At 71.1% G+C, this 21,812-nt stretch carries 18 protein-coding genes and 1 pseudogene; 18 read left to right on the top strand and 1 reads right to left on the bottom strand.

The features are described from left to right. The first annotated feature begins 17 nt into the window (after nucleotides 1–17). From murD to G401_RS50735, 18 genes and pseudogenes are all read left to right on the top strand, one after another. The gene (murD, locus tag G401_RS50700; protein ID WP_064741938.1) at nucleotides 18–1,472 is read left to right on the top strand and encodes a UDP-N-acetylmuramoyl-L-alanine--D-glutamate ligase; all 1,455 of its coding nucleotides are present in this window, start codon (nucleotides 18–20) and stop codon (nucleotides 1,470–1,472) included. 11 nt (nucleotides 1,473–1,483) lie between these two features. After that, entirely contained in the window at nucleotides 1,484–2,914 is a 1,431-nt protein-coding gene (locus G401_RS50705; RefSeq protein WP_064741939.1) for an FtsW/RodA/SpoVE family cell cycle protein, read from the top strand. Beyond that, nucleotides 2,911–4,023: an undecaprenyldiphospho-muramoylpentapeptide beta-N-acetylglucosaminyltransferase gene (murG, locus tag G401_RS0135415; RefSeq protein WP_027346207.1), complete on the top strand. Its 1,113-nt coding sequence runs from the start codon at nucleotides 2,911–2,913 to the stop codon at nucleotides 4,021–4,023. Before G401_RS50705 ends, murG begins: the two co-directional genes overlap by 4 nt. Nucleotides 4,024–4,043: 20 nt before the next feature. After that, a complete protein-coding gene (gene murC / locus G401_RS0135420) occupies nucleotides 4,044–5,492 on the top strand; it encodes a UDP-N-acetylmuramate--L-alanine ligase (RefSeq protein WP_034594083.1) in 1,449 nt (482 codons plus the stop codon). Between the two features lie 22 nt (nucleotides 5,493–5,514). Continuing rightward, nucleotides 5,515–6,288, top strand: a complete 774-nt coding sequence (locus G401_RS0135425; RefSeq protein WP_027346209.1) for a cell division protein FtsQ/DivIB — start codon at nucleotides 5,515–5,517, stop codon at nucleotides 6,286–6,288. A 252-nt stretch (nucleotides 6,289–6,540) separates the two neighbouring features. Then, the gene (gene ftsZ / locus G401_RS0135430; RefSeq protein WP_027346210.1) at nucleotides 6,541–7,644 is read left to right on the top strand and encodes a cell division protein FtsZ; all 1,104 of its coding nucleotides are present in this window, start codon (nucleotides 6,541–6,543) and stop codon (nucleotides 7,642–7,644) included. Between the two features lie 67 nt (nucleotides 7,645–7,711). Then, nucleotides 7,712–8,434, top strand: coding sequence for a YggS family pyridoxal phosphate-dependent enzyme (locus G401_RS0135435; RefSeq protein ID WP_027346211.1), 723 nt, complete (start codon nucleotides 7,712–7,714; stop codon nucleotides 8,432–8,434). 125 nt (nucleotides 8,435–8,559) lie between these two features. Next, the gene (locus G401_RS0135440) at nucleotides 8,560–9,330 is read left to right on the top strand and encodes a cell division protein SepF (protein WP_027346212.1); all 771 of its coding nucleotides are present in this window, start codon (nucleotides 8,560–8,562) and stop codon (nucleotides 9,328–9,330) included. 26 nt (nucleotides 9,331–9,356) lie between these two features. Continuing rightward, nucleotides 9,357–9,656 carry a YggT family protein gene (locus G401_RS0135445; protein WP_027346213.1) on the top strand — a complete coding sequence of 100 codons (300 nt, stop codon included), beginning with the start codon at nucleotides 9,357–9,359 and terminating at the stop codon, nucleotides 9,654–9,656. A 51-nt stretch (nucleotides 9,657–9,707) separates the two neighbouring features. Beyond that, a complete protein-coding gene (locus G401_RS50710; protein WP_034594084.1) occupies nucleotides 9,708–10,505 on the top strand; it encodes a DivIVA domain-containing protein in 798 nt (265 codons plus the stop codon). 184 nt (nucleotides 10,506–10,689) lie between these two features. Continuing rightward, nucleotides 10,690–11,307, top strand: coding sequence for a hypothetical protein (locus tag G401_RS0135455; protein WP_027346214.1), 618 nt, complete (start codon nucleotides 10,690–10,692; stop codon nucleotides 11,305–11,307). A gap of 73 nt (nucleotides 11,308–11,380) precedes the next feature. Beyond that, complete coding sequence (locus G401_RS0135460; RefSeq protein ID WP_027346215.1) at nucleotides 11,381–11,677, top strand: DUF167 domain-containing protein; 297 nt, start codon at nucleotides 11,381–11,383, stop codon at nucleotides 11,675–11,677. Next, nucleotides 11,678–13,195, top strand: a complete 1,518-nt coding sequence (locus tag G401_RS0135465) for a potassium/proton antiporter (RefSeq protein WP_027346216.1) — start codon at nucleotides 11,678–11,680, stop codon at nucleotides 13,193–13,195. A 992-nt stretch (nucleotides 13,196–14,187) separates the two neighbouring features. Further along, complete coding sequence (locus tag G401_RS0135475; RefSeq protein ID WP_027346217.1) at nucleotides 14,188–14,631, top strand: TraR/DksA family transcriptional regulator; 444 nt, start codon at nucleotides 14,188–14,190, stop codon at nucleotides 14,629–14,631. Continuing rightward, nucleotides 14,632–15,249: a signal peptidase II gene (gene lspA, locus G401_RS50725; RefSeq protein WP_051367666.1), complete on the top strand. Its 618-nt coding sequence runs from the start codon at nucleotides 14,632–14,634 to the stop codon at nucleotides 15,247–15,249. After that, complete coding sequence (locus G401_RS0135485; RefSeq protein WP_027346218.1) at nucleotides 15,246–16,178, top strand: RluA family pseudouridine synthase; 933 nt, start codon at nucleotides 15,246–15,248, stop codon at nucleotides 16,176–16,178. Before lspA ends, G401_RS0135485 begins: the two co-directional genes overlap by 4 nt. Beyond that, a complete protein-coding gene (locus G401_RS50730) occupies nucleotides 16,175–16,984 on the top strand; it encodes a hypothetical protein (protein ID WP_051367668.1) in 810 nt (269 codons plus the stop codon). The genes G401_RS0135485 and G401_RS50730 overlap by 4 nt, the downstream gene beginning before the upstream one ends. Before the next feature lie 291 nt (nucleotides 16,985–17,275). Further along, a pseudogene (locus tag G401_RS50735) lies at nucleotides 17,276–18,109 on the top strand (MinD/ParA family ATP-binding protein); the annotation flags it as partial. A 45-nt stretch (nucleotides 18,110–18,154) separates the two neighbouring features. Here the strand turns inward: G401_RS50735 and dnaE are convergent. Further along, a complete protein-coding gene (gene dnaE, locus G401_RS0135500) occupies nucleotides 18,155–21,688 on the bottom strand; it encodes a DNA polymerase III subunit alpha (RefSeq protein WP_027346219.1) in 3,534 nt (1,177 codons plus the stop codon). Nucleotides 21,689–21,812: the final 124 nt, after the last annotated feature.

The raw sequence follows: 21,812 nt of genomic DNA on the forward strand, positions 1-21,812 counted from the left end.
TGAGCTCGGGGGACCAGATGAGCTTCGAGTACGACGGGGTGCCCGTCCTCGTGATGGGGACGGGCATGGCCGGCGCGGCGAGCGCCCGCGCACTGCTGCGGCACGGCGCCCACGTGACCGTGGTCGACCGCAAGGACGGCCCGGCCCTGCAGGAGCTGGCCGCGGCCGGCGCGAAGGTCGTGGTGGCCGCACAGCCGCCGACCGCCCTGCTGGACGGCGTACGCCATCTCGTGGTGTCGCCGGGCGTACCGCCGCACGACGCCGTGGCGGCCGCCGCCGTGGCCGACGGCGTGGACGTCTACAGCGAACCCGAGCTGGCCTGGCGGCTGCGCGGCCCGGACGCCCCGACCTGGCTCGGGCTCACCGGCACCAACGGCAAGACCACGACGGTCACGATGCTCGCGTCGATTCTGCGCGCGGCCGGGCTGAAGACGGGCGCGTTCGGCAACATCGGCGTACCGCTGGTGGACCTGCCGGCCGGGCTCGACGTGATCGCGGTCGAGCTGTCGAGCTTCCAGCTGCACTGGTCCTCGACGCTCGCCGTCCCGGCCGGTGCGCTGCTCAACCTGGCCGACGACCATCTCGAATGGCATGGCGACTTCGCCGCGTACGCGTCGGCGAAGGAGGCCGTCTGGCGGGCCGGGCGCGCCGGGCACGGCCGGTCGATCGGCAACCTCGACGATCCGATCGTGGCGGCGGCGCTGGCCCGCGCGGGTGGCCCGGATCCGATCGGGTTCACTGTGGAGGGCACGCCCGCCGGCGCGTTCGGCCTGGCCGACGGCTGGCTCGTCACCCCCGACGGTACGCAGATCATCGAGGCCGACCGGATCCGCCCGGCCGGTGTGCACAACGTCGCCAACGCGCTCGCCGCGTGCGCGCTGGCGACCGCGTACGGGGTGGCCGTGGCGTCGCTGCGGGACGGGCTCGCCGGCTACGAACCCGAGCCGCACCGCAACGCGTACGTGGCCACGGTCGACGGGGTGTCCTACGTGGACGATTCCAAGGCGACCAATCCGCACGCGGCGGCCGCTTCGCTGTCGGCGTACCCGAGGATCGTGTGGGTGGCGGGCGGCCAGCTGAAGGGCGTCGACATCGACGACCTGGTACGCAGCGTGGCCGGCCGGCTCGCCGGGGCGGTGCTCCTGGGGGTGGACCGCGCGCAGATCGCGGCGGCGCTCGCGCGACACGCGCCCGGCCTGCCCGTGGTTGACGTCGCGAGGACCGATGATGGGGCGATGGGGGAGGTCGTCGCCGCTGCCGCCGGGCTCGCGCAACCGGGTGACACGGTCCTGCTCGCGCCCGCCGCGGCGAGCAAGGACATGTACCACGGGTACGACGAGCGGGGCGACGCGTTCGCCGCCGCGGTCCGCACTCTCCGGCCCGCCGCGCCGACGGAAGACACTGGGCCCACAGCAGACACTGGGCCGGCGGCAGACACCGCGCCGACACCGGACGCTACGGGGGCGCCGTAGCGATGAGCCACGTGACGGACGCTCCGGGAACGGCGCACGACGGGCCGTCCGATCGGGGTGCCGACGGCCCGGCGCGCCCGGCCGGACCCCGCGCGCCCGGCCCGGCGGTGTTCGTTTCCGCCGTCCGCGGCCTGCTGGAGCGCCCGCTCGCCTCGTACTACCTGCTGCTGGCGACGGTCGGGCTGCTGCTGGTCATCGGCCTGACCATGGTGTTCTCGGCGACCGCCGTGACCCAGTACGGCCTCGGCCACAGCCCGTACTCGCTGCTCGTGCAGCAGCTGGCGGCGGCCGGGGTGGGCCTGATCGCGTTCTGGGCCTGCCAGCGGCTGCCCCGGCGGACCTATCGGGCGATGGCCCGGCTGCTGCTGATGATCTCGATGGCGCTGCTGGCCATGCTCGATCTGATCATCCTGCTCTCGGCGGGCACGGCGTCGTCGCCGCACCTCGGCCCGATCCAGGCCAGCGGCCTGTGGCTCAACGTCGGACCGGTCGTCCTGCAGCCCTCCGAGGTGGCCAAGTTCGCGCTGGTCATCTGGGGCGCCGACGTGCTGGTCCGCAAGGGCGAGCGGATCGTCGAGTGGCGCGAGCTGATGAACCCGCTGTTCCCGGTCGTCGGCCTGCTGTTCGTCCTCGTCGGGTACGCCGACCTCGGCACCATGCTCGTCCTGCTGACCATCTTCGTGGGCATGCTGTTCGTGGCCGGCGTACGCGGCCGGGTGTTCGGCGTCATGCTCGGCGTGGCCCTGGTCGGCGTCATGGGCCTCGTCTTCGCCCCCGGCAAGGGCTACCGGATCGACCGGTTCACGGCGTTCCTCGATCCCGCCCACTGCAACCAGGACGACTGCTTCCAGATCAAGCAGGGCTGGTACGCGATCGCCCACGGCGGCTGGTTCGGCGTGGGCCTCGGCGACGGCACCCTGAAATGGAACTGGCTGCCCGAGGCGCACAACGACTTCATCTTCGCGGTCATCGCCGAGGAGCTGGGCGTCGTCGGCTGCGTGACCGTCGTGACGCTCTTCGCCGTGCTCGCGTACGCGGGGTTCCGGATCGCCCGCCGGGTGCCGGACAACTTCCGCCGGCTCGCGGCCTCGGCCGTCACGCTGTGGTTCGTCGGCCAGGCTCTGATCAACATCGGCGGGGTGATCCGGCTGGTGCCCGTCACCGGTCTCGTCCTGCCGTTCATCTCGCACGGCGGCAGCGCCCTCGTGGTGTCGCTGGCCGCCGTCGGGATGCTCGCCTCGTTCGCGCGTACCGAGCCGGAGGCGGCCGCCGCCCTGCACGCCCGTCCGAGCGGGAAATGGGTCCAGCTACTCTGGGCGCCGTTGCCCGCCATCGCGCGGAGCAACCGGCCCCGGGACGCGGCCGGCCCGCCGGAGCCGGAGCACCCCGCCGACGGGGTGCCGGGACCGCGCCGGCCGACGGTACCGAGGAGGAGAAAGTGAGTCAGTTGCGTTCGGTGGTGCTCGCCGGCGGCGGCACGGGCGGGCACATCTACCCGCTGCTGGCCTTCGCCGACTGCCTGCGGCGGCACGACCCCGCGATCAGGATCACCTGCCTCGGCACGCCCAAGGGCCTCGAAACCGATCTGATCCCGCGGGCCGGCTACGACCTGCGGCACATACCGGCGTACCAGTTGCCGCGCTCGGTCAACCTGGACCTCGTGCGGACGCCCGACCGGATGTGGCGCTCGTCGCGGGCCGCCCGGGCGATCATGGACGAGGTCGACGCGGAGGTCGTGGTCGGTTTCGGCGGATACGTGTCGGTTCCTGCCTATCTGGCCGCCTGGCGGCGGCACACCCCGACCGTGATCCACGAGGTGAACGTCCCGCCGGGCGTCGCCAACAAGCTCGGCATGCGCTTCACGAAGAACGTGGCCGTCGGCTTCCCGCACCAGATCGAGCAGTCCGAGGTGCTCAAGGACGCGACGCTGGTCGGCGTACCACTGCGGCGCACGATCACCTCGATCGACCGGCCGGCCATGCGGCACGTCGCCCGCAAGCACTTCGGCCTCGACCTGGAGCGCCCGACCCTGCTGGTCTTCGGCGCCTCGCAGGGCGCGCGCTCGATCAACCTGGCGATGGCCGGCGCGGCCCGCACGATCACCGACGCGGGCGTCCAGGTCCTGCACGTGATCGGCGCCCGCAACGAGGATGTCGAGATGCCCACCGGCCTGTCCGCGCCCTACGTCACGGTCAAGTTCATCAACGAGATGGAACTCGCGTACGCGGCCGCGGACTTCGCTCTGGTCCGGGGCGGCGCGATCACCGTGGCCGAGACGTCGGCGCTGGGCGTACCGGCGGTCTACGTCCCGCTGCCCTACGGCAACGGCGAGCAGCGCCGCAACGCTCTACCTGTCGTACAGGCGGGAGGCGGGCTCATCGTCGACGACGCCGAACTGAGCCCGGAGTGGATCGTCGGCAACGTGCTGCCCATCGTCGTCGATCCCCGGCGGGTGTTCGACATGGGGCAGGCGGCGGCGGCGTACGGTCGGCGGGACGGCGACGAGGCGCTGCGAAGGTTCGTGTTGACGGCAGCGGGCGTGAAGGGCTGAGGACTGTGGAAACGGCGCAGATGACACCGGCGGGCGTACTGACCGCCGAGGAGCTGGGCACGGTGCACCTGATCGGCATCGGCGGCGTGGGCATGAGCGGGCTCGCCCGGCTGCTGCTCACCCGCGGGATCCCGGTGACCGGCTCGGAGCTGCGGGAGTGGCCCTCGCTGGCCGCCCTGCGGGCGCTCGGTGGCGTGATCCACATGGAGCACGTGCCGGGCAACCTCGACGGCGTGGACACGGTCGTGTACTCGACCGCGATCCCGGCCGACCACCTGGAGCTGGTCGAGGCGCGCAGCCGCGGCCTGCGGATCCTGCACCGGTCGGAGGCCCTGGCCGCCGCGATGACGGGCCGGCGCACGATCGCCGTCGCCGGCACGCACGGCAAGACCACCACGACCTCGATGGCCACGATGGTCCTGCAGCACGCCGGGCTGGACCCGTCGTTCTTCATCGGCGGCGAGATCTCCGAGGTCGGCTCGAACGGCCACCACGGCACCGGCGAGTACTTCGTGGCCGAGGCGGACGAGCACGACCGGACCTTCCTGGTCTACCGCCCGTTCGTGTCGATCATCACCAACATCGACGTCGACCACCTCAACACCTACGGCACGATGGACGGGCTGCGGGCCGGCTTCGCCGAGTTCGCCCGGCTCACCGACCCGGAGGGCTTCGTCGTCACCTGCGCCGACGACCCGTACACCCGGATCATGGCGGAGGAACTGCGGGCCGAGGGGCGTGCGGTGTTCACCTACGGCGAGGCCGAGGACGCCGACCTGCGGCTGACCGAGATCGTCTCGGGCGCCGCGGGCGTGCGCTACCACGCCGCCCTCGACGGCGAGTCCATCGGCGAGGTCTCGCTGCCCACGCCCGGCCGCCACCTCGGCCTCAACAGCGCCGCCGCCGTCCTCACCGCCCTCAAGCTCGGCGTGAGCGCCCAGACCGTCATCGACGGCCTCGCGGCCTTCCCCGGCGTACGCCGGCGGTTCGAGCTCAAGGGCATCGTCAACGGCGTACGCGTCTACGACGAGTACGCGTACCACCCGACCTCCATGACGGCGGCGCTGAGCACGCTGCGGGAGGTCGCCGGGCACGGCCGGCTGCTCGTGGTGTTCCAGCCGTACCGGGTCTACCGCACGCGCGACCTGCAGACGGAGATCGCGACCGCGCTGGCCATCGCCGACGAGGCGATCGTGCTGGAGGTCTTCGGCCCCGGCGAGGTACGCGAGCCCGGCCAGGGCGGTGTGGCGCTGACCGCGGCGATCGACCTGCCGGCCGAGGCGAAGATCTTCGTACCGTCGTGGGAGGACGTTCCCGGCGAGGTCGTACGCCGCGCGCAGGCCGGCGACGTCGTCGTGACCATGGGCGCCCCGCCGATCTCGCTGATGGGCGACGAGCTGCTGGCCGCCCTCACCACCGAGGCGGAAACCGACTCCTCGGACTACCACGCGAAGCACTCCAAGGACTGACGGCGACGGACAGGGGCGGGGGATGTCGGAGACACCGGACGGGCTGCGCCGATGGCGGCTCGTACGCGCCTCGCGGGACGCCGTGCCCGCCTCCGTCCGCCGGTTCATGGCCAGGGCCCGGCGGCGCCGGTTGCGCGCCGTCGCCCCGTGGGGGATCGGGCTGCTGGTCGTGCTGCTGATCGCGGGCGGCTGCTGGCTGGCCCTGCGGACGTCCGTCTTCGGAGTGAACGTCATCCAGGTGACCGGGGTGTCCATCCTGACCCCGGACGAGGTACGCGCCGCCGCCGACGTCCCGGCCGGCACACCACTGGCCCGAGTGGACACCGACTCGGTCGCGGGCCGCGTACGCGCGCTGGCGCCGGTCGCCTCCGTCGAGGTCGGACGCAGCTATCCGAGAACGCTGACGATCGCCGTGCGGGAACGCGTACCGGTGGCGGTGGTGGCCCAGGACAAGAAGTTCCTGCTGCTCGACCGGGCGGGCGTGGCGTTTCTCACGGTGGACGCCCGGCCGTCGGGACTGCCGCTCGTCGCGCTGGCCCAGCCCGGACCGGACAATCCGGAGACGAAGGCCGCGCTGGCGGTGCTGGCCGTGCTGACCCCGCAGCTGCGGGCCGAACTGACCCGGCTGGTCGTGGAAGCACCCGCGCGGATACGCCTGGAGCTGCGCAAAGGCCGGACGATCATCTGGGGGGACACGTCCGAGGGGGCGACCAAGGCCCGCGTGGCGACCGTCCTCTTGACTCGGTCCGGTACCCAGATAGATGTGAGCGCGCCCGAGGTGGTCACCATTTCCTGACGCCTCTCCGACACGCTCCATAATGGAGCACCGCCGACACGCCGTCCCGGGTCCTTGGATCACGGGGCGCGGACGCCTACGTTTTCGTCTAAGCCGCATAGTTGACAAAACTCTAAGGCTCAACTAGAGGGTGAGGGTCTTCCTCTCCGATCGCAGCGTGATCGTCTCGCCGCGTAATCGTCTTCTGGTTGCACCAAGCGCCACCGGGCCCGGCCGGACCGGCGGCGTCTCCAACCTCGAAAGGAAGGCCCGATGACACCTCCGCACAACTACCTCGCGGTCATCAAGGTCGTCGGCATCGGCGGCGGTGGCGTCAACGCCGTCAATCGGATGATCGAGGTTGGCCTCAAGGGCGTCGAGTTCATCGCGATCAACACCGATGCCCAGGCGCTCCTCATGAGCGACGCCGACGTCAAGCTCGACGTCGGCCGCGAGCTGACCCGCGGCCTCGGCGCCGGTGCGAACCCCGAAGTCGGCAAGAACGCCGCCGAGGACCACCGCGACGAGATCGAGGAGGTCCTCAAGGGGGCCGACATGGTCTTCGTGACCTGCGGCGAGGGTGGCGGTACCGGTACCGGCGGCGCGCCCGTGGTGGCCAACATCGCCCGCAAGCTCGGCGCGCTCACGATCGGCGTGGTCACCCGGCCGTTCTCGTTCGAGGGCAAGCGCCGCCAGGTGCAGGCCGAGTCGGGCATCGAGGAGCTGCGCAACCAGTGCGACACGCTCATCGTCATCCCGAACGACCGGCTGCTGGCCCTGGGCGACCGGGGCATCACGATGATGGACGCGTTCCGCCAGGCCGACCAGGTGCTGCTCTCGGGTGTCCAGGGCATCACCGACCTCATCACGACCCCCGGTCTGATCAACCTCGACTTCGCCGACGTCAAGAGCGTCATGAGCGGGGCGGGCAGCGCTCTCATGGGCATCGGCAGCGCCCGCGGCGACAGCCGCGCGGTCGAGGCCGCCGAGCGGGCGATCTCCAGCCCGCTGCTGGAGCAGAGCATGGACGGGGCGCGTGGCGTCCTGCTGTCCATCGCGGGCGGTTCCGACCTCGGCCTGTTCGAGATCAACGACGCGGCCCAGCTGGTCACCGACGCGGCCCACCCGGAGGCGAACATCATCTTCGGCGCGGTCATCGACGACGCGCTCGGCGACGAGGTCCGCGTCACGGTGATAGCGGCCGGCTTCGACGGCGGCTCGCCGACCTACAAGCCGGTGTCGGAGATCCGTCGCGTGACGCCGCCGGTCGAGACCACGATCCGCAACCCGGTCCCGACCAATGAGCCGCCGCGCCAGCCGCGCAAGGTGCTCTTCGACGATGTGGATGTGCCGGAGTTCTTGAAAAACGGTTCGTGACGAAGGAGCGAACCGTTTTTCAAGAACCAGCTAGCACAGCCTGAAGAACGATCGCGACGAAGTCGCGATGAGCCTGAACGACGGAGCTGTGGACCGATACAAAGAGATCGCAGCCAACCTGGCCGCGGTGCGGGAACGCATCGCGGCCGCCTGCGTTGCTGCGGAACGTTCCCCCGACGAGATAACCCTCGTCGCCATCACCAAGACCTACCCCGCCACCGACGTCCTCCACCTCGCCGCCCTGGGCATCCTCGACGTCGGCGAGAACAAGGACCAGGACGCCGCCCCGAAGGCGGCCGAAGTGCGTACCGCGGGAGTGGACGTCCGCTGGCATTTCGTGGGTCAACTTCAGCGGAACAAGGCCCGATCCGTCGCCGCGTACGCCGCCATGGTCCACTCTGTAGACCGGATTTCGCTGGTCACGGCGTTGGAGAAGGCGGCGGACGGGCGTACCGAGCCGTTGGAGGTGCTGATCCAGGTGAGCCTGGACGCCGACCCCGGTGATCGTGGCGGCACCCCCACCGACCAGGTAGGACAGCTCGCCGCGGCGATCGCCGCCACGCGGTCGCTCCGGCTGCGGGGCGTCATGGCGGTCGCGCCGCTCGACGGGCCGCCCGGACCGGCCTTCGCCCGGCTGTCGGAGGTGGCGGCGACGCTCCGATCCGACCATCCGAATGCGACGGTCATCTCGGCCGGCATGAGCGGTGACCTGGAAGAGGCCATCTTCCACGGCGCGACACATGTACGCGTCGGTAGCGCGTTGCTCGGAAAGCGCGCCCAGCTCGGGTAGCCTGGCGGCGGGCGAAACTACATCCGTGTCGTTTCGACCGCAGACGGCTTCCGCGGCGGGCGGCTCGCCGTCACAGGGTGGCGCCGCGAACGCCGCCCGAAGGACACTAGGGGGCGGTGGCACTGATGAGCGCTTTGCGTAAGGCGGGTGTCTGGCTCGGTCTCGTCGAAGACGACGACGAGCGCGAGTACGACGACCGCGGCTACAACGCGTCCGCTTACCGCGACCGCAGCAGCAGCGCGTACCGCGATGGGCGCCGGGCGACGGCCCGTGACGACTATGACGTCGACTACGACGACGAGGAGGACGAGGAGGAACTCCCGTCCGTCCCGCGTTCGCGGTACGCCGACCGGATGCGCGAGGAGCGGTCCTCCCGTGAGGAGCGCGCGCCCCAGACGCCGGCGGGCCGGCCGGACAGCCGTTACGAGTCCGGCCGTGGTTCCACCGTGCGTCCGATCACCCGGCCGTCGACGGCCGGGTCCGCGCCGGCCGCTCCGACCGGCTCCACGGGCCGTTCAGGCGGCCTGTTCGGGTCCCGTGACAGTCTCGCCCTCGCGCCCGAGAGCGAGCCGGCCGCGCCGCCGCCGTCGCGTGTCGTCGCGACCCCGGACGAGGACCGCCGGTACCAGATCACCACGTTGCACCCCACCACGTACAACGAGGCACGGACGATCGGGGAGCACTTCCGCGACGGTACGCCGGTGATCATGAACCTCACGGAGATGGACGAGGCCGACGCGAAGCGATTGGTCGACTTCGCCGCAGGACTCGCATTCGGTCTTCGGGGTACGATCGAGCGCGTTACCCACCGGGTGTTCCTGCTTTCTCCGGCCAACGTCACCGTGACCGCGGAGGAGAAGGCCAAGATCGCCGAAGGTGGGTATCACCACAGTTAACCCGCGCGAGGGACCTGGCATCAGACGTGTTCTCGATCGTGTTCCAAGTCGTATATCTGGCGTTGTACGCCTTTTGGCTGACCCTTTTGGCCCGGTTTACGCTGAGTATGATCCTCGCGTACGGGCGATGGTGGCACCCGGGTCGGGGGTCGGCGGCTGCCCTCGAAGTGGTCTGGAGCGTCACTGATCCGCCCCTCAAGGCGTTGAGGCGTGTGATCCCACCGTTGCGGATTGGTACCGTAAGCGTCGACCTGGCGTCGCTGATTCTGTTGGTTATTCTTTGGGTCCTGATGACGATCGCCCAGAGATTGATACCGGCAGGCTAGCGACCCGATGACCACCGCCCGACGCGGCCGCAACTGACCCGAGGAGTTTCGATGCCGCTCACCCCGGCCGACGTGCACAACGTGGCCTTCAAGAAGCCCCCGATCGGCAAGCGGGGGTACGACGAGGAGGAGGTCGACGCCTTCCTCGACGAGGTTGAGCGCGAGCTCGCTCGTTTGATCGAAGAGAACAACGAGCTGCGTGCCCAGGTCGAGCGTGGTGGTGGCGGCGGTCGTCCTCCGGCCGGCCCCGGCGCCGACCCGCGGCTGGCGGCCGAACTCAACGAGCTCAAGATGCAGCTCGACCGGACGCAGCGCGACAAGGCCGAGGCCGAGCGCGCCGCCCGGTCGATGCAGGCCGAGCTGGACTCCGTCCGCACGGGCGGACCCGCCGGCGGCCCCCCCGGCAACGCCGGCCTGGCGGCCGTCGGACCGGATGGCGAGCAGCAGGCACTGCGCGTCCTCATGATGGCGCAGCGCACCGCCGACGACCACGTCTCCGACGCGCGCCGGGAGGCCGACAAGGTCCTCTCCGAGGCGCGGGCCAAGGCGGAAGAGGTCACGCGGGACGCGCGCGCCAAGGCCGACGCCCTCGAGCGGGACGCCCGCCAGCGTCACCAGGAGGCCATGGGCGGCCTCGACGCGAAGCGTACGGCGCTGTCGAAGCACATCGAGGAGCTCAAGCAGTTCGAGCGCGAGTACCGCACGCGGCTCAAGGCGTACCTCGAAAGCCAGCTGCGCGACCTCGAGGGTCGCGGTCAGGGGCTGGAGGCGGAGATCACCCGGGCCGAGAACGGCCGCGCGGTGACCGCCGGCGTGACGTCCGGCGCCGGCTTCGGCGCGAGCCGCTAAGCCGCGCACGGGTAGCAAGTCGCACCATCCTGGTGCGGGTCGATCCGGCCCGCGCCAGGCCCCTCCATGGCCGCGACCCCTCGCGGTCCGCACCACAAGTACCACCCCGACACCCACTGTGAGACCCGGCGCGGAACCCCGAGCCGGGATGACACCTGGATGCCGATCTCGGCGGGGGTGAGCTGTGATTGTCGCAAGTCTGCTGCTCATCGTCGTCGCGGTCGTTCTGCTGGTTTTGGGTCTGGTGAACGGCGCGAGCGGACTGCTCGTCGCCTCCATCGGAGCCAGCCTGCTCGCCGCGGTCGCCCTCGTGGTGGGCGCGCGGCAGGCCGCCGCCGCCCGTGCTGAGGCGGAGTACGGCGAGGACGCGCAGGACGCCGACGACGACTATGGCGACGACTACGAAGAGCCGGTCCGGTCGCGGGGGGCACGGGACGCGGTCAGGGAGACCGCGGTCCGTGAACCGGTCATCCGCGAACCGGAGCGCCGGTTGGCGGAGTCCGCGGGGGTGAGCATTCCCGCGCAGGTGGGCACGCTCACCGACCCGGAAGACGACGAGGACCCGCCGGACGAGCCGGTGGCGCAGCGGGTGGCACCCGCCGAGGCCGCCCGGATCGCCCGGATGAGCACCGAGGTCCTGGTCATCGACGGGCGGCCGCGCTACCACGTCGCCGGTTGTGTGCACCTGCTCGGTCGCCCGAACGAACCGCTCCCGGTCAACGAGGCCGTGGAGCTGGGCTTCAGCCCTTGCGGGCTGTGTGAGCCCGACAGCGCGTTGCTCGCCGACGCGCGCCGCGTCTGACGCACCGTCCTCGGCCCGCCGCTCCCCCCGGGGCGGCGGGCCTGCTTCGTTGATGAGGCCCCTAGGATGAGGCATGGTCACGACGATCGCCGTGCGGGTCAAGCCGGGATCATCGCGTACGCGGGTGGGTGGCCGGCACGAAGGCGTGTTCGGTCCGGCCCTGGTCATCGCGGTCATGGCGCCACCCGTCGACGGGAAGGCCACCGAGGCCGTCCGCGTCGCGCTCGCCGCCGCCCTCGATCTCCCGGCCCGCGACGTGGCTCTGCACAAGGGCGCGACCGGCCGCGACAAACTGTTCACCGTGGACTGTCCCGGTCCCGGCGAGGCCGCCGCGGTGGCCGCCCGGGCGGCGGCGTTGCGGGACGCCTAGATGACGTTCGAGGTCTCCCTGCTCGTCGGCGCGGCCGTCCTGCTGGTCGCCGTGGCCGCCGTACGCTTCTCGACCCGGCTCGGCGTACCCAGCCTGCTCGTCTATCTGGCGCTCGGCATGGTGCTCGGCGAGTCCGGCTTCGGCATCGAGTTCTCCGACGCCGCGCTGACGCGTACGCTCGGCACCTGCGCGCTGGTCCTGATCATCGCCGAAGGCGGGCTGACCGCCCGGTGGTCCACGATCCGGCCGGTGCTGCCGGCCGCGGTGAGCCTCGCGACGCTGGGCGTCTTCGTCAGCACCGCCGTCGTCGGGGTCGTCGTGCACTACCTGCTCGGCTTCTCGCTGCGCGACGGCCTGCTGATCGGCGCGGTGCTCTCGTCGACCGACGCGGCCGCGGTCTTCTCGACCCTGCGCTGGCTGCGGCTGCGGCCGAAGATCATGGCCACGCTGGAGGCCGAGTCGGGCATGAACGACGCCCCGGCCGTCCTGCTCGTGACCCTGCTGGCCACGCCCGGCCTCGGCCACGCGTTCAGCGACAGCGCTCTGACGGACGCCGAGAAGATCGTGTACGAGCTGGCGGTCGGCGCCCTGATCGGCGTGGCCGTCGGCTTCGCGGGGCGCTGGACGCTGCTGCGGGCCGCCCTGCCCGCCGCCGGCCTCTATCCGCTCGCGGCGGTGGGCCTGACCGTGCTCGCGTACGCGGCCGGCACGGTCCTGCACGCCTCCGGTTTCATGGCGGTCTACCTGGCCGGGCTGGTCCTCGGCAACGCCCGGCTGCCGCACCGGCAGGCGATCCTCGGGTTCGCCGACGGCCTGGCCTGGCTCGCCCAGATCGGCCTGTTCGTCCTGCTCGGCCTGCTCGTCTCGCCCAGCCGGCTGCCGAGCGCCCTCGTCCCGGCGCTGGTCATCGGCGTGACCCTGCTCCTGCTCGCCCGGCCGGTCTCGGTGGTGCTGTCCCTCCTGCCCGTCCGCCGGGTCCTGCGCTTCGGCTGGCGGGAGAAGGTGTTCCTCAGCTGGGCCGGTCTGCGGGGAGCGGTGCCGATCGTGCTGGCGACGATTCCGCAGTCGATGGGCGTACCCGGGGCGCAACGGCTGTTCGACGCGGTCTTCGTGCTCGTCGTCGTGTTCACCCTCGCCCAGGCCTCGACGCTGCCGCCGCTCGCCCGGCGGCTGGGCGTCACCGCGGCCGCCGAGCCGACCGAACTGCGCGTCGAGACCGCCCCGCTGGAACGGATGCGGGCCGACCTGATGCAGCTGGAGATCCCGGTCGGATCGCAGCTGTCCGGCGTGCACGTGGACGAACTGCGGCTGCCTGTCGGGGCGGTGATCACGCTCGTGCTCCGGGACGGGACCGGCTTCGTTCCGCATGAGCAGACCCGGTTGCGTACCGGCGACAGCCTGCTGATCGTCGCGACCGACGAAGTACGCGAGGCCACCGTTCAACGCCTGCGTGAGGTGGGTAAGGCAGGAAGACTCGCGCGTTGGATTACCGGAAAAGCGGGCACGGTGGAAAATTAGCGGCTAATGTCCGTTACCTAGTGAACCGGCGCGGTAGGAGCCGCCGGACCGCACCGGTCGGCGGGCCGGACGGGGCGGGGCGGCACTGTCCGATTTCGGCACACAACGAGTGGCATGTTTGTCGGTGGCCACCGGCTTCCGTATTCTTGCCAACCTACTCCGAGTGCGCGGCGCCCGCCGCGCGCCCGTTTTGCATGTGGGGGTGTCCCATGGCTGCTACCGCAGCTCGCAAGGCGCCCGCGAAGGCCGTCGCGGGTGGCGACCAGGCCGCCGTGCGGACGTCGGACGCGGCCGCCGCTTCGGCGCGCAAGGCCGCTTCGGGTGCGAAGAAGGCCGCCGCGGGCGGCCGGGCCAAGGCCGGTACGAAGAGCGCGACACCGGTGAAATCCGCCGCGCCCGCGACGAAGCCGGTCCGCGCGGCGAAACCGGACCGCACGACGGAGCCGGCGCACGGGACGGAACCGGACCGCACGACGAGACCGGCCGCGAAGAAGACCGTCGCGAAGAAGATCACCACCGCGACGAAGGCAGCCGCGACGAAGGCCACCGCACAGAAGGCCACCGCACAGAAGGCCACCGCGCAGAAGGCCACCGCGCAGCCCGGCGCGCAGCCCGGCGCGAAGAAGACCGCGACGCGGTCGACGGCGAAGGCCGCACCGAAGAAGCAACCGGCGCGCGAGGCCGCGCCGGACCGGCGAACACCGGCGAAGAAGGCCGTCCGGGCCGCGCAGGCGCCGCCGGCCGGGCAGGCGGCGTCCGCCGGGGCGAAGCCCGCCGCGACGGCGGGACCGAAGGCGACACCGACGGCGAAGTCGGCCGTTGCGAAGAAGGCGCCGGTCGCGAAGGCGACGGCACCGCGGGAGCCGGCGAAGACGGCGCCGGCGAAACAGGCAGCCGGGAAGCGCGCAACCGCGAAGAAGGCGTCCGCGAAGCAAGCACCCCCTGTCCCAGCACACGAGAGTGCCGCCGGCAGCGCGGCCAAGGGAGCGATGATGGCGAAGCAGACCACACCGAAGACGGCCACCCCCGCCGGCGCCACCACCGCGAAGGCCGGGACGGCGGTGAAGCAGACCCGCAGTGCGGCGGACACCGAGAAGATCCGGGCCGCGCTGTCCGCCCGCCGGGACGAGTTGCGCGAGGAGCACGAGGAGACCCTGGTCGCCGCCGCGGAGTCGCAGCGCGACCGGCTCACCGACTCGGCCGGGGACGATCAGGCCGATACCGGCACGAAGACCTTCGAACGGGAGCAGGAGATCACGCTCGCGAACAACATCCTGGAGCGGATCAACCAGGTCGAGCGTGCCCTGGAGCGACTCGACGAGGGAAGCTACGGCTGGTGTGAGCGTTGCGGCAATCCCATCCCGGTCGAGCGCCTGGCCGCTTTCCCGTCTGCCACACTCTGTGTGACGTGCAAGCAGTTGGAGGAGCGGCGCTGAATGAGTGACCTGGGGAGCGCGACGGTGGTCGACGGCGGACAGACGGTACCGGCCCCGGCCGCGGCCCGGCGGGTCGGCGTACGCCGGGCGGTGCTGACGCTCGCCGTGGTGGCGGTCGGCATCATCGGACTGGACAGCCTCACGAAGGAACTGGCGACGAACTCGCTGGAGGGGCACAGCCCGGTGAAGCTGCTCGGCGGGGCCGTGTACCTGTCGTTCACCCGCAACGGCGGGGCCGCGTGGAGCATCGGGAGCGGATACACCTTCGTGTTCCCGATCGTGGCCCTCGCGGTCGCCGTGTGGATCGGCTGGATGGCCCGCAAGCTGCGGTCGCTGCCGTGGGCGGTGGCGCTGGGCCTGATCCTGGGCGGCGCCCTCGGCAACATGGTCGACCGCCTGTTCCGTACGCCGGGCGCGTTCTCCGGGCACGTCGTGGACTTCATCAGCCTGTTCAATCCGTACGGGCAGCGGTTCCCGATCTTCAACGTCGCGGACATGGCCCTGACCTTCGGCGTCATCCTGGCGATCCTGCTGGAGTTCACCGGCCGGATGCGCGACGGCACCCGGGCCACCGCCCAGAACTCCGGTGCGCCGAAGTCCGGGGAGAAGAGCGAATGACCCGTCCGCAGCGCTCGCTGCCGGTTCCCGACGGGCTCGACGGCATGCGCCTGGACCAGGCGGTCTCCCGGCTGTTCGGGTTCTCCCGGACGGTCGCCGCCGATCTGGTCGAGGCCGGTGACGTGCTGGTCGACGGCGCGGCCCGGGTCAAGTCGGAGAAGGTCAACGGCGGCTCGTGGCTGGAGGTCACGATGCCCGCCCCGCCGAACGCGGTCGAGATCGTGCCGGAGAACGTCGAGGGCCTCGTCGTGATCTACAGCGACGACGACATCGTGGTGGTGGACAAGCCGGTGGGCGTGGCCTCGCACCCCAGCCCCGGCTGGACCGGCCCGACCGTCATCGGCGGCCTCGCGGCCATGGGCCACCGCGTCGCCACCAGCGGCGCCGCCGAGCGCCAGGGCGTCGTGCACCGGCTCGACGTCGGCACGACCGGCGTCATGGTCGTGGCCAAGAGCGAGCACGCGTACAGCGCCCTGAAGCGGGCGTTCAAGTACCGCGAGGTCGACAAGCGCTATCACGCCGTCGTGCAGGGCCATCTCGACCCGCTGCGCGGCACGATCGACGCGCCGATCGACCGGCACCCGAACCACGACTACCGGTTCGCGGTCATGTCCGGCGGCAAGCCGAGCATCACGCACTACGACACGCTGGAGGCGTTCCCCTCGGCGAGCCTGGTCGACGTGCACCTGGAGACCGGGCGTACGCATCAGATCCGGGTGCACTTCTCGGCGATGCGCCACCCGTGCGTCGGCGACACCACCTACGGCGCCGACCCGACCCTGTCCGCGCGGCTCGGGCTCACCCGGCAGTGGCTGCACGCCCGCGAGCTGAGCTTCGAGCACCCCGCGACCGGGGAGACCGTCCGGTTCGTCTCGCCCTACCCCGAGGATCTCGCGCACGCCCTCGCCCTGCTGCGGGCCGCCGGGTGAACCGTCTGCGTGCGCTCGACGAGCTGCTGCTCACCCCGATCGCCCGCGGCTGGCGGCGGCTGTTCGCCGACCGTCCCCGCCCGCACAGTCTCACGGTCGCCGCGTGCCTCGTCGTCGCGGCGGCCGTCTCGGTCGCCGTCTGGCAGGCCGACCGCGCGGCGCCCGCCCCCGACACCTCCGTCGGCCAGTCCGTCCGCGTCGGCGTCACTCAGGGATCTTCCATTCCCGAGTACGCCGAGAGCAGCCGCCGGAGACTGGCCGGCCTCGCCGCCGGGACCGGTCCGGCCGCGGAGACCTACGCCCTGGTCAGCTTCTCCGGCTACGTGGCGCCCGACGGCCTGGTCCCGATCCTGAGCGGGCTGAGCATCGCGGCCGTGTACGTGCGCGTACCGATCGCGGGGGAGCAGACCGAGATCGTCCGGGTGCCGGCGAACCGCGTACCGGTGGACGTCGTGACCGGGATGGACGAGGTCGCCGCCCGCAAGCGCCAGGAGGCCGCGGACTACGCCGACCGCCTGAAGACCGTGCAGGACGCCGACATGACCGCCGTCTACCAGCGGGGCGAGCGGATGGCCGGCGCCGAGCAGGCCGCGTACGCCGCTCACTGCGCCTGCGCGTACGCCGCGGTGGTGCGCGCGACCCCGATGCTGCTGGCGCAGCTCGCACAGCGCGCGAACGTGCGGATCGTGGACCCGGCGCCGGAGGTGGTACGCCTGGACCGGGCGGTCTTCCTGCCGCCGCTGCCCGAGCAGCGGGACCGGGCGACCCCGGTGGAGGGAACTCCGGCCGCCGGAGCGGATCGTTAGACCGGCGGACAGCCGGATCTTCGGCAGGTCCCGGATCATCGGCAGGAGCCGGATCTTCGACAAGCAGCGGCCCCACAATAGGCCGACGGCCGGATGGCAACGGGGGGCCGACCGCTTAAGGTTGACCGGGTACCCCGGCCGTCGGCACTCGGCCGGGGCAGCGGGCTGCACTGGGAGGACAAGATCGTGGAAGGCACACCATCGCAGGATCCCTCGCGCTGGCGTGTCCTGCTCGATCGGGCGCTCCCACCGCAGCGCGGCCCGATGCCGGGCGGCCCGATGCCCGGTGGCATCGAGTGGCGCCCGCAGCCGACCGGCGGCCCCGAGCGCGAGCTGGCGATGCTGCGCGGCGAGCTGCACGGGCCCAAGGTGATCGCTTTCGCCAACCCGAAGGGCGGCGTGCACAAGACCACCGCGACCGTCCTCGCGGCCGCGACCATCGGCAGCGTACGCGGCCGGGGCGTGATCGCCTGGGACGACAACGAGCTGCGCGGCACCCTCGGCCTGCGGGCGGGCAGTGCCCGGCACGCGCGGACGATCCGGCATCTGCTGGCCGACCTGGTCAGCATCGAGAACGCGCCGAGCTACGAGATCCCCGAGCTGCTGGACGCCTACCTCCGGCACGCGTCGGACGGCTCCTACGACGTGCTCGCCGGCGAGGAGAGCCCGCGGTTCGCCCAGCGCCTCGACTCGTACACCGTGCGGCGGGTGCTCGACCTGCTGACGCGTACGCACGAGGTCATCTGCATCGACACCGGCAACAACGTCGAGAGCCCGAACTGGCAGACCGTCCTGCAGGCCGCCGACCAGCTCGTGGTCACCACGGTGCCCCGCGAGGACGCGGCGTTCACCGCCGACTGGATGATCGACCTGCTGCACGAGGTCGGCCTCGGCCGGCTCGCCGACAACGCGGTCACGCTGCTGTCCTGCCCGACGCCGGGGCCGTCCGCCCTGCTGGAGGACCTGCGCGCGCATTTCGCGACGCGTACGCGCGGGGTCGCCGTCGTGCCCTACGACCCGGCCCTGGAGCCGGGGTCGTCGATCGAGTACACCGCTCTGCAGCCCGTGACCAGGCGGGCGTGGCTGACCGCGGCCGCCCTGATGCTGGAGCCGTTCAGCCGCTGAGCCGTTCAGTCGCTGAGCCGTTCAGCCGTTGAGCCGTTCGGACCGCTAGGCGAAGGCGCCCGCCCCGATCAGGTGCTTGATCTCGGAGCGGAAGGCCCCGTCCGGGTTGACGTTGACCGGCAGCGCGTAGAGCCCGCCCCCGCCGTGCGTACGCAGCCGCAGGTGCACGGGGTGCTGTCCCGGGTACGTGTCGGCGATCTTGCGGAGGTCGTCGGCGAAGTCCCTGGTCACGCGTTCCATGGCGATCGAGAGCACCACCGGCGGATGCGCGTCCAGGTCGGCGTCGGAGACCTGCAGGATCGCCATGTCGGTCACGAAGACGGAGAGCGTACCGGTGTCGCGCTTGTTGATCCGGCCCTTGACCGCGATGATCAGGTCCTCGGCCAGCTGCTGGCCGACCAGCTCGTAGGTGTTCGGGAAGAAGAGCACCTCGATCGAGCCGGCCAGGTCCTCCAGGGTGGCCGACGCCCACAGTTTGCCCTGCTTCGTGGTCCGCCGCTGGATCCCGACCAGCATGCCGGCCAGCGAGACCTGCGTACCGTCGGAGGGTTCGCTGTCGAGCAGCTCGGTGATCGTGCGGTCGGCGGCCGACCGCAGGATGCGCTCGGTGCCGGCCAGCGGGTGCGAGGAGACGTAGAGCCCCAGCATCTCGCGCTCGAAGGTGAGCAGGGTCTTGCGGTCCCACTCCTGGTCGCGGATGTTGAGGTTGAGCCCGACCACGGTGTCCTCGGTCGGCATGCTCGCGCCGAACAGGTCGAACTGGCCGTTGGCCTCCTGGCGCTTGATGCCGGTGACCGCCTCGACCGCGTTGTCGTGCACCTCGAGCAGGCCCTGGCGGGTGTGCCCGAGCGAGTCGAAGGCGCCCGCCTTGATCAGGGATTCGATCGTCCTCTTGTTGCAGACGACGAGTTCCACTTTGGACATGAAGTCGGCGAAGGAGGTGAAGGAGCCCTTCTCCTCGCGGGCCCGGATGATCGCCTCGACGACGTTGGCGCCCACGTTGCGCACGGCGGTCAGGCCGAACCGGATGTCGCCGTCGACCGGGGCGAACTGGCCGATCGAGGAGTTCACGTCGGGCAGCATGACCTGGATGCCCATCCGCTTGCACTCGGCCAGGTAGACCGCCATCTTGTCCTTGTCGTCGCCCACGCTGGTGAGCAGGGCGGCCATGTACTCGGCCGGATAGTTCGCCTTCAGGTACGCCGTCCAGAACGACACCAGCCCGTACGAGGCGGTGTGCGCCTTGTTGAACGCGTAGTCGGCGAACGGGACCAGGATGTCCCACAGCGTCTTGATGGCGTCGGGGGAGTAGTTGTTGGCCAGCATGCCGGCCTCGAAGGGAGCGAACTCCTTGTCCAGCACGGCCTTGATCTTCTTGCCCATGGCCTTGCGGAGGTTGTCGGCCTTGCCCAGCGTGTAGCCGGCCAGCTTCACGGCCGCCATCTGGACCTGCTCCTGGTACACGATCAGGCCGTAGGTCGGGCCGAGGATCTCGTCCAGCGGCTCGGCCAGCTCCGGATGGATCGCGACCACCGGCTGCTGCCCGGTCTTGCGCAGGGCGTAGTTCGTGTGGCTGTTGGCACCCATCGGGCCCGGCCGGTACAGGGCGAGCGCCGCCGAGATGTCCTCGAACGAGTCGGGCCGCATCAGCCGCAGCAGGTCGCGCATGGGCCCGCCGTCGAGCTGGAACACGCCCAGGGTGTCGCCCCGGGCCAGCAGCTCGTAGGTCGGCGGATCCTCCAGCGGCAGGGCGTTGAGGTCGATCCGGTCGCCGGTCGTCTTCTCGATGTTGGCCAGGGCCTCGTCGAGGATGCTCAGGTTGCGCAGGCCCAGGAAGTCCATCTTGATCAGGCCGACGGACTCGCAGGTCGGATAGTCCCACTGCGTGATGATCGCGCCGTCGTCCTCGCGCTTCATCAGCGGCACGTGGTCGATCAGCGGCTCGGCCGACATGATGACGCCGGCGGCGTGCACGCCCGTCTGGCGTACCAGGCCCTCGAGGCCGCGCGCCACGCCCATCACGCGCTGCACGTCGGGGTCCGTGTCGTGCAGGGTCCGGATCTCCGTCGCCTCGGCGTACCGCGGGTGGGCGGGGTCGAAGATGCCCGACAGCGGGATGTCCTTGCCCATCACCGCCGGCGGCATGGCTTTGGTGATGCGGTCACCCACCGCGTAGGGATATCCGAGTACGCGCGCCGCGTCCTTGATGGCGGCCTTCGCCTTGATGGTGCCGAACGTGCCGATCATGGCGACCCGGTCGGAGCCGTACTTCTCGGTGACGTAGCGGATGGCCTCGACGCGCAGGCGCTCGTCGAAGTCCATGTCGATGTCGGGCATCGACACGCGCTCGGGATTGAGGAACCGCTCGAAGATCAGGCCGTGCGTGATCGGGTCGAGCTCGGTGATGCCCAGCGCGTACGCGACCATCGAGCCGGCCGCCGAACCGCGGCCCGGGCCGACCCGGGTGGCGCCGCCGTTCTCCTTCGCCCACATGACGAAGTCGGCCACGATGAGGAAGTAGCCCGGGAACCCCATCTGGAGGATGACGCCGATCTCGTACTCGCACTGCTTCTGCCGGTCCTCGGGGATCCCGTCGGGGTACCGGCGGCGCATGCCCGCCCAGACCTCGGCCTCGAACCAGCTGTGCTCGGTCTCGCCGGCCGGCACGGGGAAGACCGGCATCAGGTTCTGCGAGCCGAACATGCCGGCGGTGTCGACGCGCTCGGCGATCACCAGGGTGTTGCGGCAGCCCTCCTGCCACATGTCCGACTGGTCGATCGCGTACATCTCCTCGGCGCCGCGCAGGTAGTAGCCCTGACCGTCGAAGCGGAAGCGCTTGGTGTCGGAGATGTTGGCGTTCGTCTGCACACACAGCAGGGCGTCGTGCGCCTCGGCCTGCTCCGGCCGGGTGTAGTGGGAGTCGTTGGTGACGACCGGGCGCAGGTCGAGGCGGCGGGCGATGTCGGTCAGGCCCTCGCGCACCCGGCTCTCGATGTCCAGCCCGTGGTCCATGATCTCGACGAAGTAGTTGTCCGCCCCGAAGATGTCCCGGTACGCGGCCGCGGACTTGAGCGCCTCGTCGAACTGGCCGAGCCGCAGCCGGGTCTGCACCTCGCCGGACGGGCAGCCGGTGGTGGCCATGAGCCCCGCCGAGTGCTCGGCCAGCAGGTCCATGTCCATGCGGGGCTTGCCGTACTGGCCCTCCAGCGACGCGCGCGAGGACAGCCGGAAGAGGTTGTGCAGGCCGGTGTTGTCGCGGGCCCAGATCGTGGCGTGCGTGTAGCGGCCGCTGCCGGAGACGTCGTCGCTCTTCTGGTCCTGCGTTCCCCAGCGCACCGGCTTGCGCCCGAACCGCGTGTCCGGGGCCAGGTACGCCTCGATGCCGAGCACGGGCGTGATCTCCGCGCTCTTGGCCGCCTTGTAGAACTCGGCGAGCCCGTGCAGGTTGCCGTGGTCGGTGATGGCGACGGCGGGCATGCCCAGGCGCTTGGCCTCGGCCATGACCTCCTTGATCCGAGCCGCTCCGTCGAGGATCGAGAACTCGGTGTGCACGTGCAGGTGGACGAACTGGTCACTCATGGGAACCTGCCGGGGCGCCTACCGATACCGCTACAGCGGGAGCTTCGCACGACTCAGCCACCGAGTCATCCTAGCCACGGCGGATCGGGCCGGGCCAGCCGACATGGCGGAGTCGCGGCGCTTC

Origin of the sequence: Hamadaea tsunoensis DSM 44101 (genome assembly GCF_000428945.1) — a bacterium.
Taxonomy (GTDB): Bacteria; Actinomycetota; Actinomycetes; order Mycobacteriales; family Micromonosporaceae; genus Hamadaea; species Hamadaea tsunoensis.

Excerpts from the sequence above, each read along its gene's own strand:
- murD (WP_064741938.1), top strand. The coding sequence starts at position 18 with ATGAGCTTCGAGTACGACGGGGTGCCCGTCCTCGTGATGGGGACGGGC.
- murC (WP_034594083.1), top strand. The coding sequence starts at position 4,044 with ATGACACCGGCGGGCGTACTGACCGCCGAGGAGCTGGGCACGGTGCAC.
- G401_RS0135425 (WP_027346209.1), top strand. The coding sequence starts at position 5,515 with ATGTCGGAGACACCGGACGGGCTGCGCCGATGGCGGCTCGTACGCGCC.
- ftsZ (WP_027346210.1), top strand. The coding sequence starts at position 6,541 with ATGACACCTCCGCACAACTACCTCGCGGTCATCAAGGTCGTCGGCATC.
- G401_RS0135435 (WP_027346211.1), top strand. The coding sequence starts at position 7,712 with ATGAGCCTGAACGACGGAGCTGTGGACCGATACAAAGAGATCGCAGCC.
- G401_RS0135440 (WP_027346212.1), top strand. The coding sequence starts at position 8,560 with ATGAGCGCTTTGCGTAAGGCGGGTGTCTGGCTCGGTCTCGTCGAAGAC.
- G401_RS50710 (WP_034594084.1), top strand. The coding sequence starts at position 9,708 with ATGCCGCTCACCCCGGCCGACGTGCACAACGTGGCCTTCAAGAAGCCC.
- G401_RS0135460 (WP_027346215.1), top strand. The coding sequence starts at position 11,381 with ATGGTCACGACGATCGCCGTGCGGGTCAAGCCGGGATCATCGCGTACG.
- G401_RS0135465 (WP_027346216.1), top strand. The coding sequence starts at position 11,678 with ATGACGTTCGAGGTCTCCCTGCTCGTCGGCGCGGCCGTCCTGCTGGTC.
- G401_RS0135475 (WP_027346217.1), top strand. The coding sequence starts at position 14,188 with ATGGCGAAGCAGACCACACCGAAGACGGCCACCCCCGCCGGCGCCACC.
- lspA (WP_051367666.1), top strand. The coding sequence starts at position 14,632 with ATGAGTGACCTGGGGAGCGCGACGGTGGTCGACGGCGGACAGACGGTA.
- G401_RS0135485 (WP_027346218.1), top strand. The coding sequence starts at position 15,246 with ATGACCCGTCCGCAGCGCTCGCTGCCGGTTCCCGACGGGCTCGACGGC.
- dnaE (WP_027346219.1), bottom strand. The coding sequence starts at position 21,688 with ATGAGTGACCAGTTCGTCCACCTGCACGTGCACACCGAGTTCTCGATC.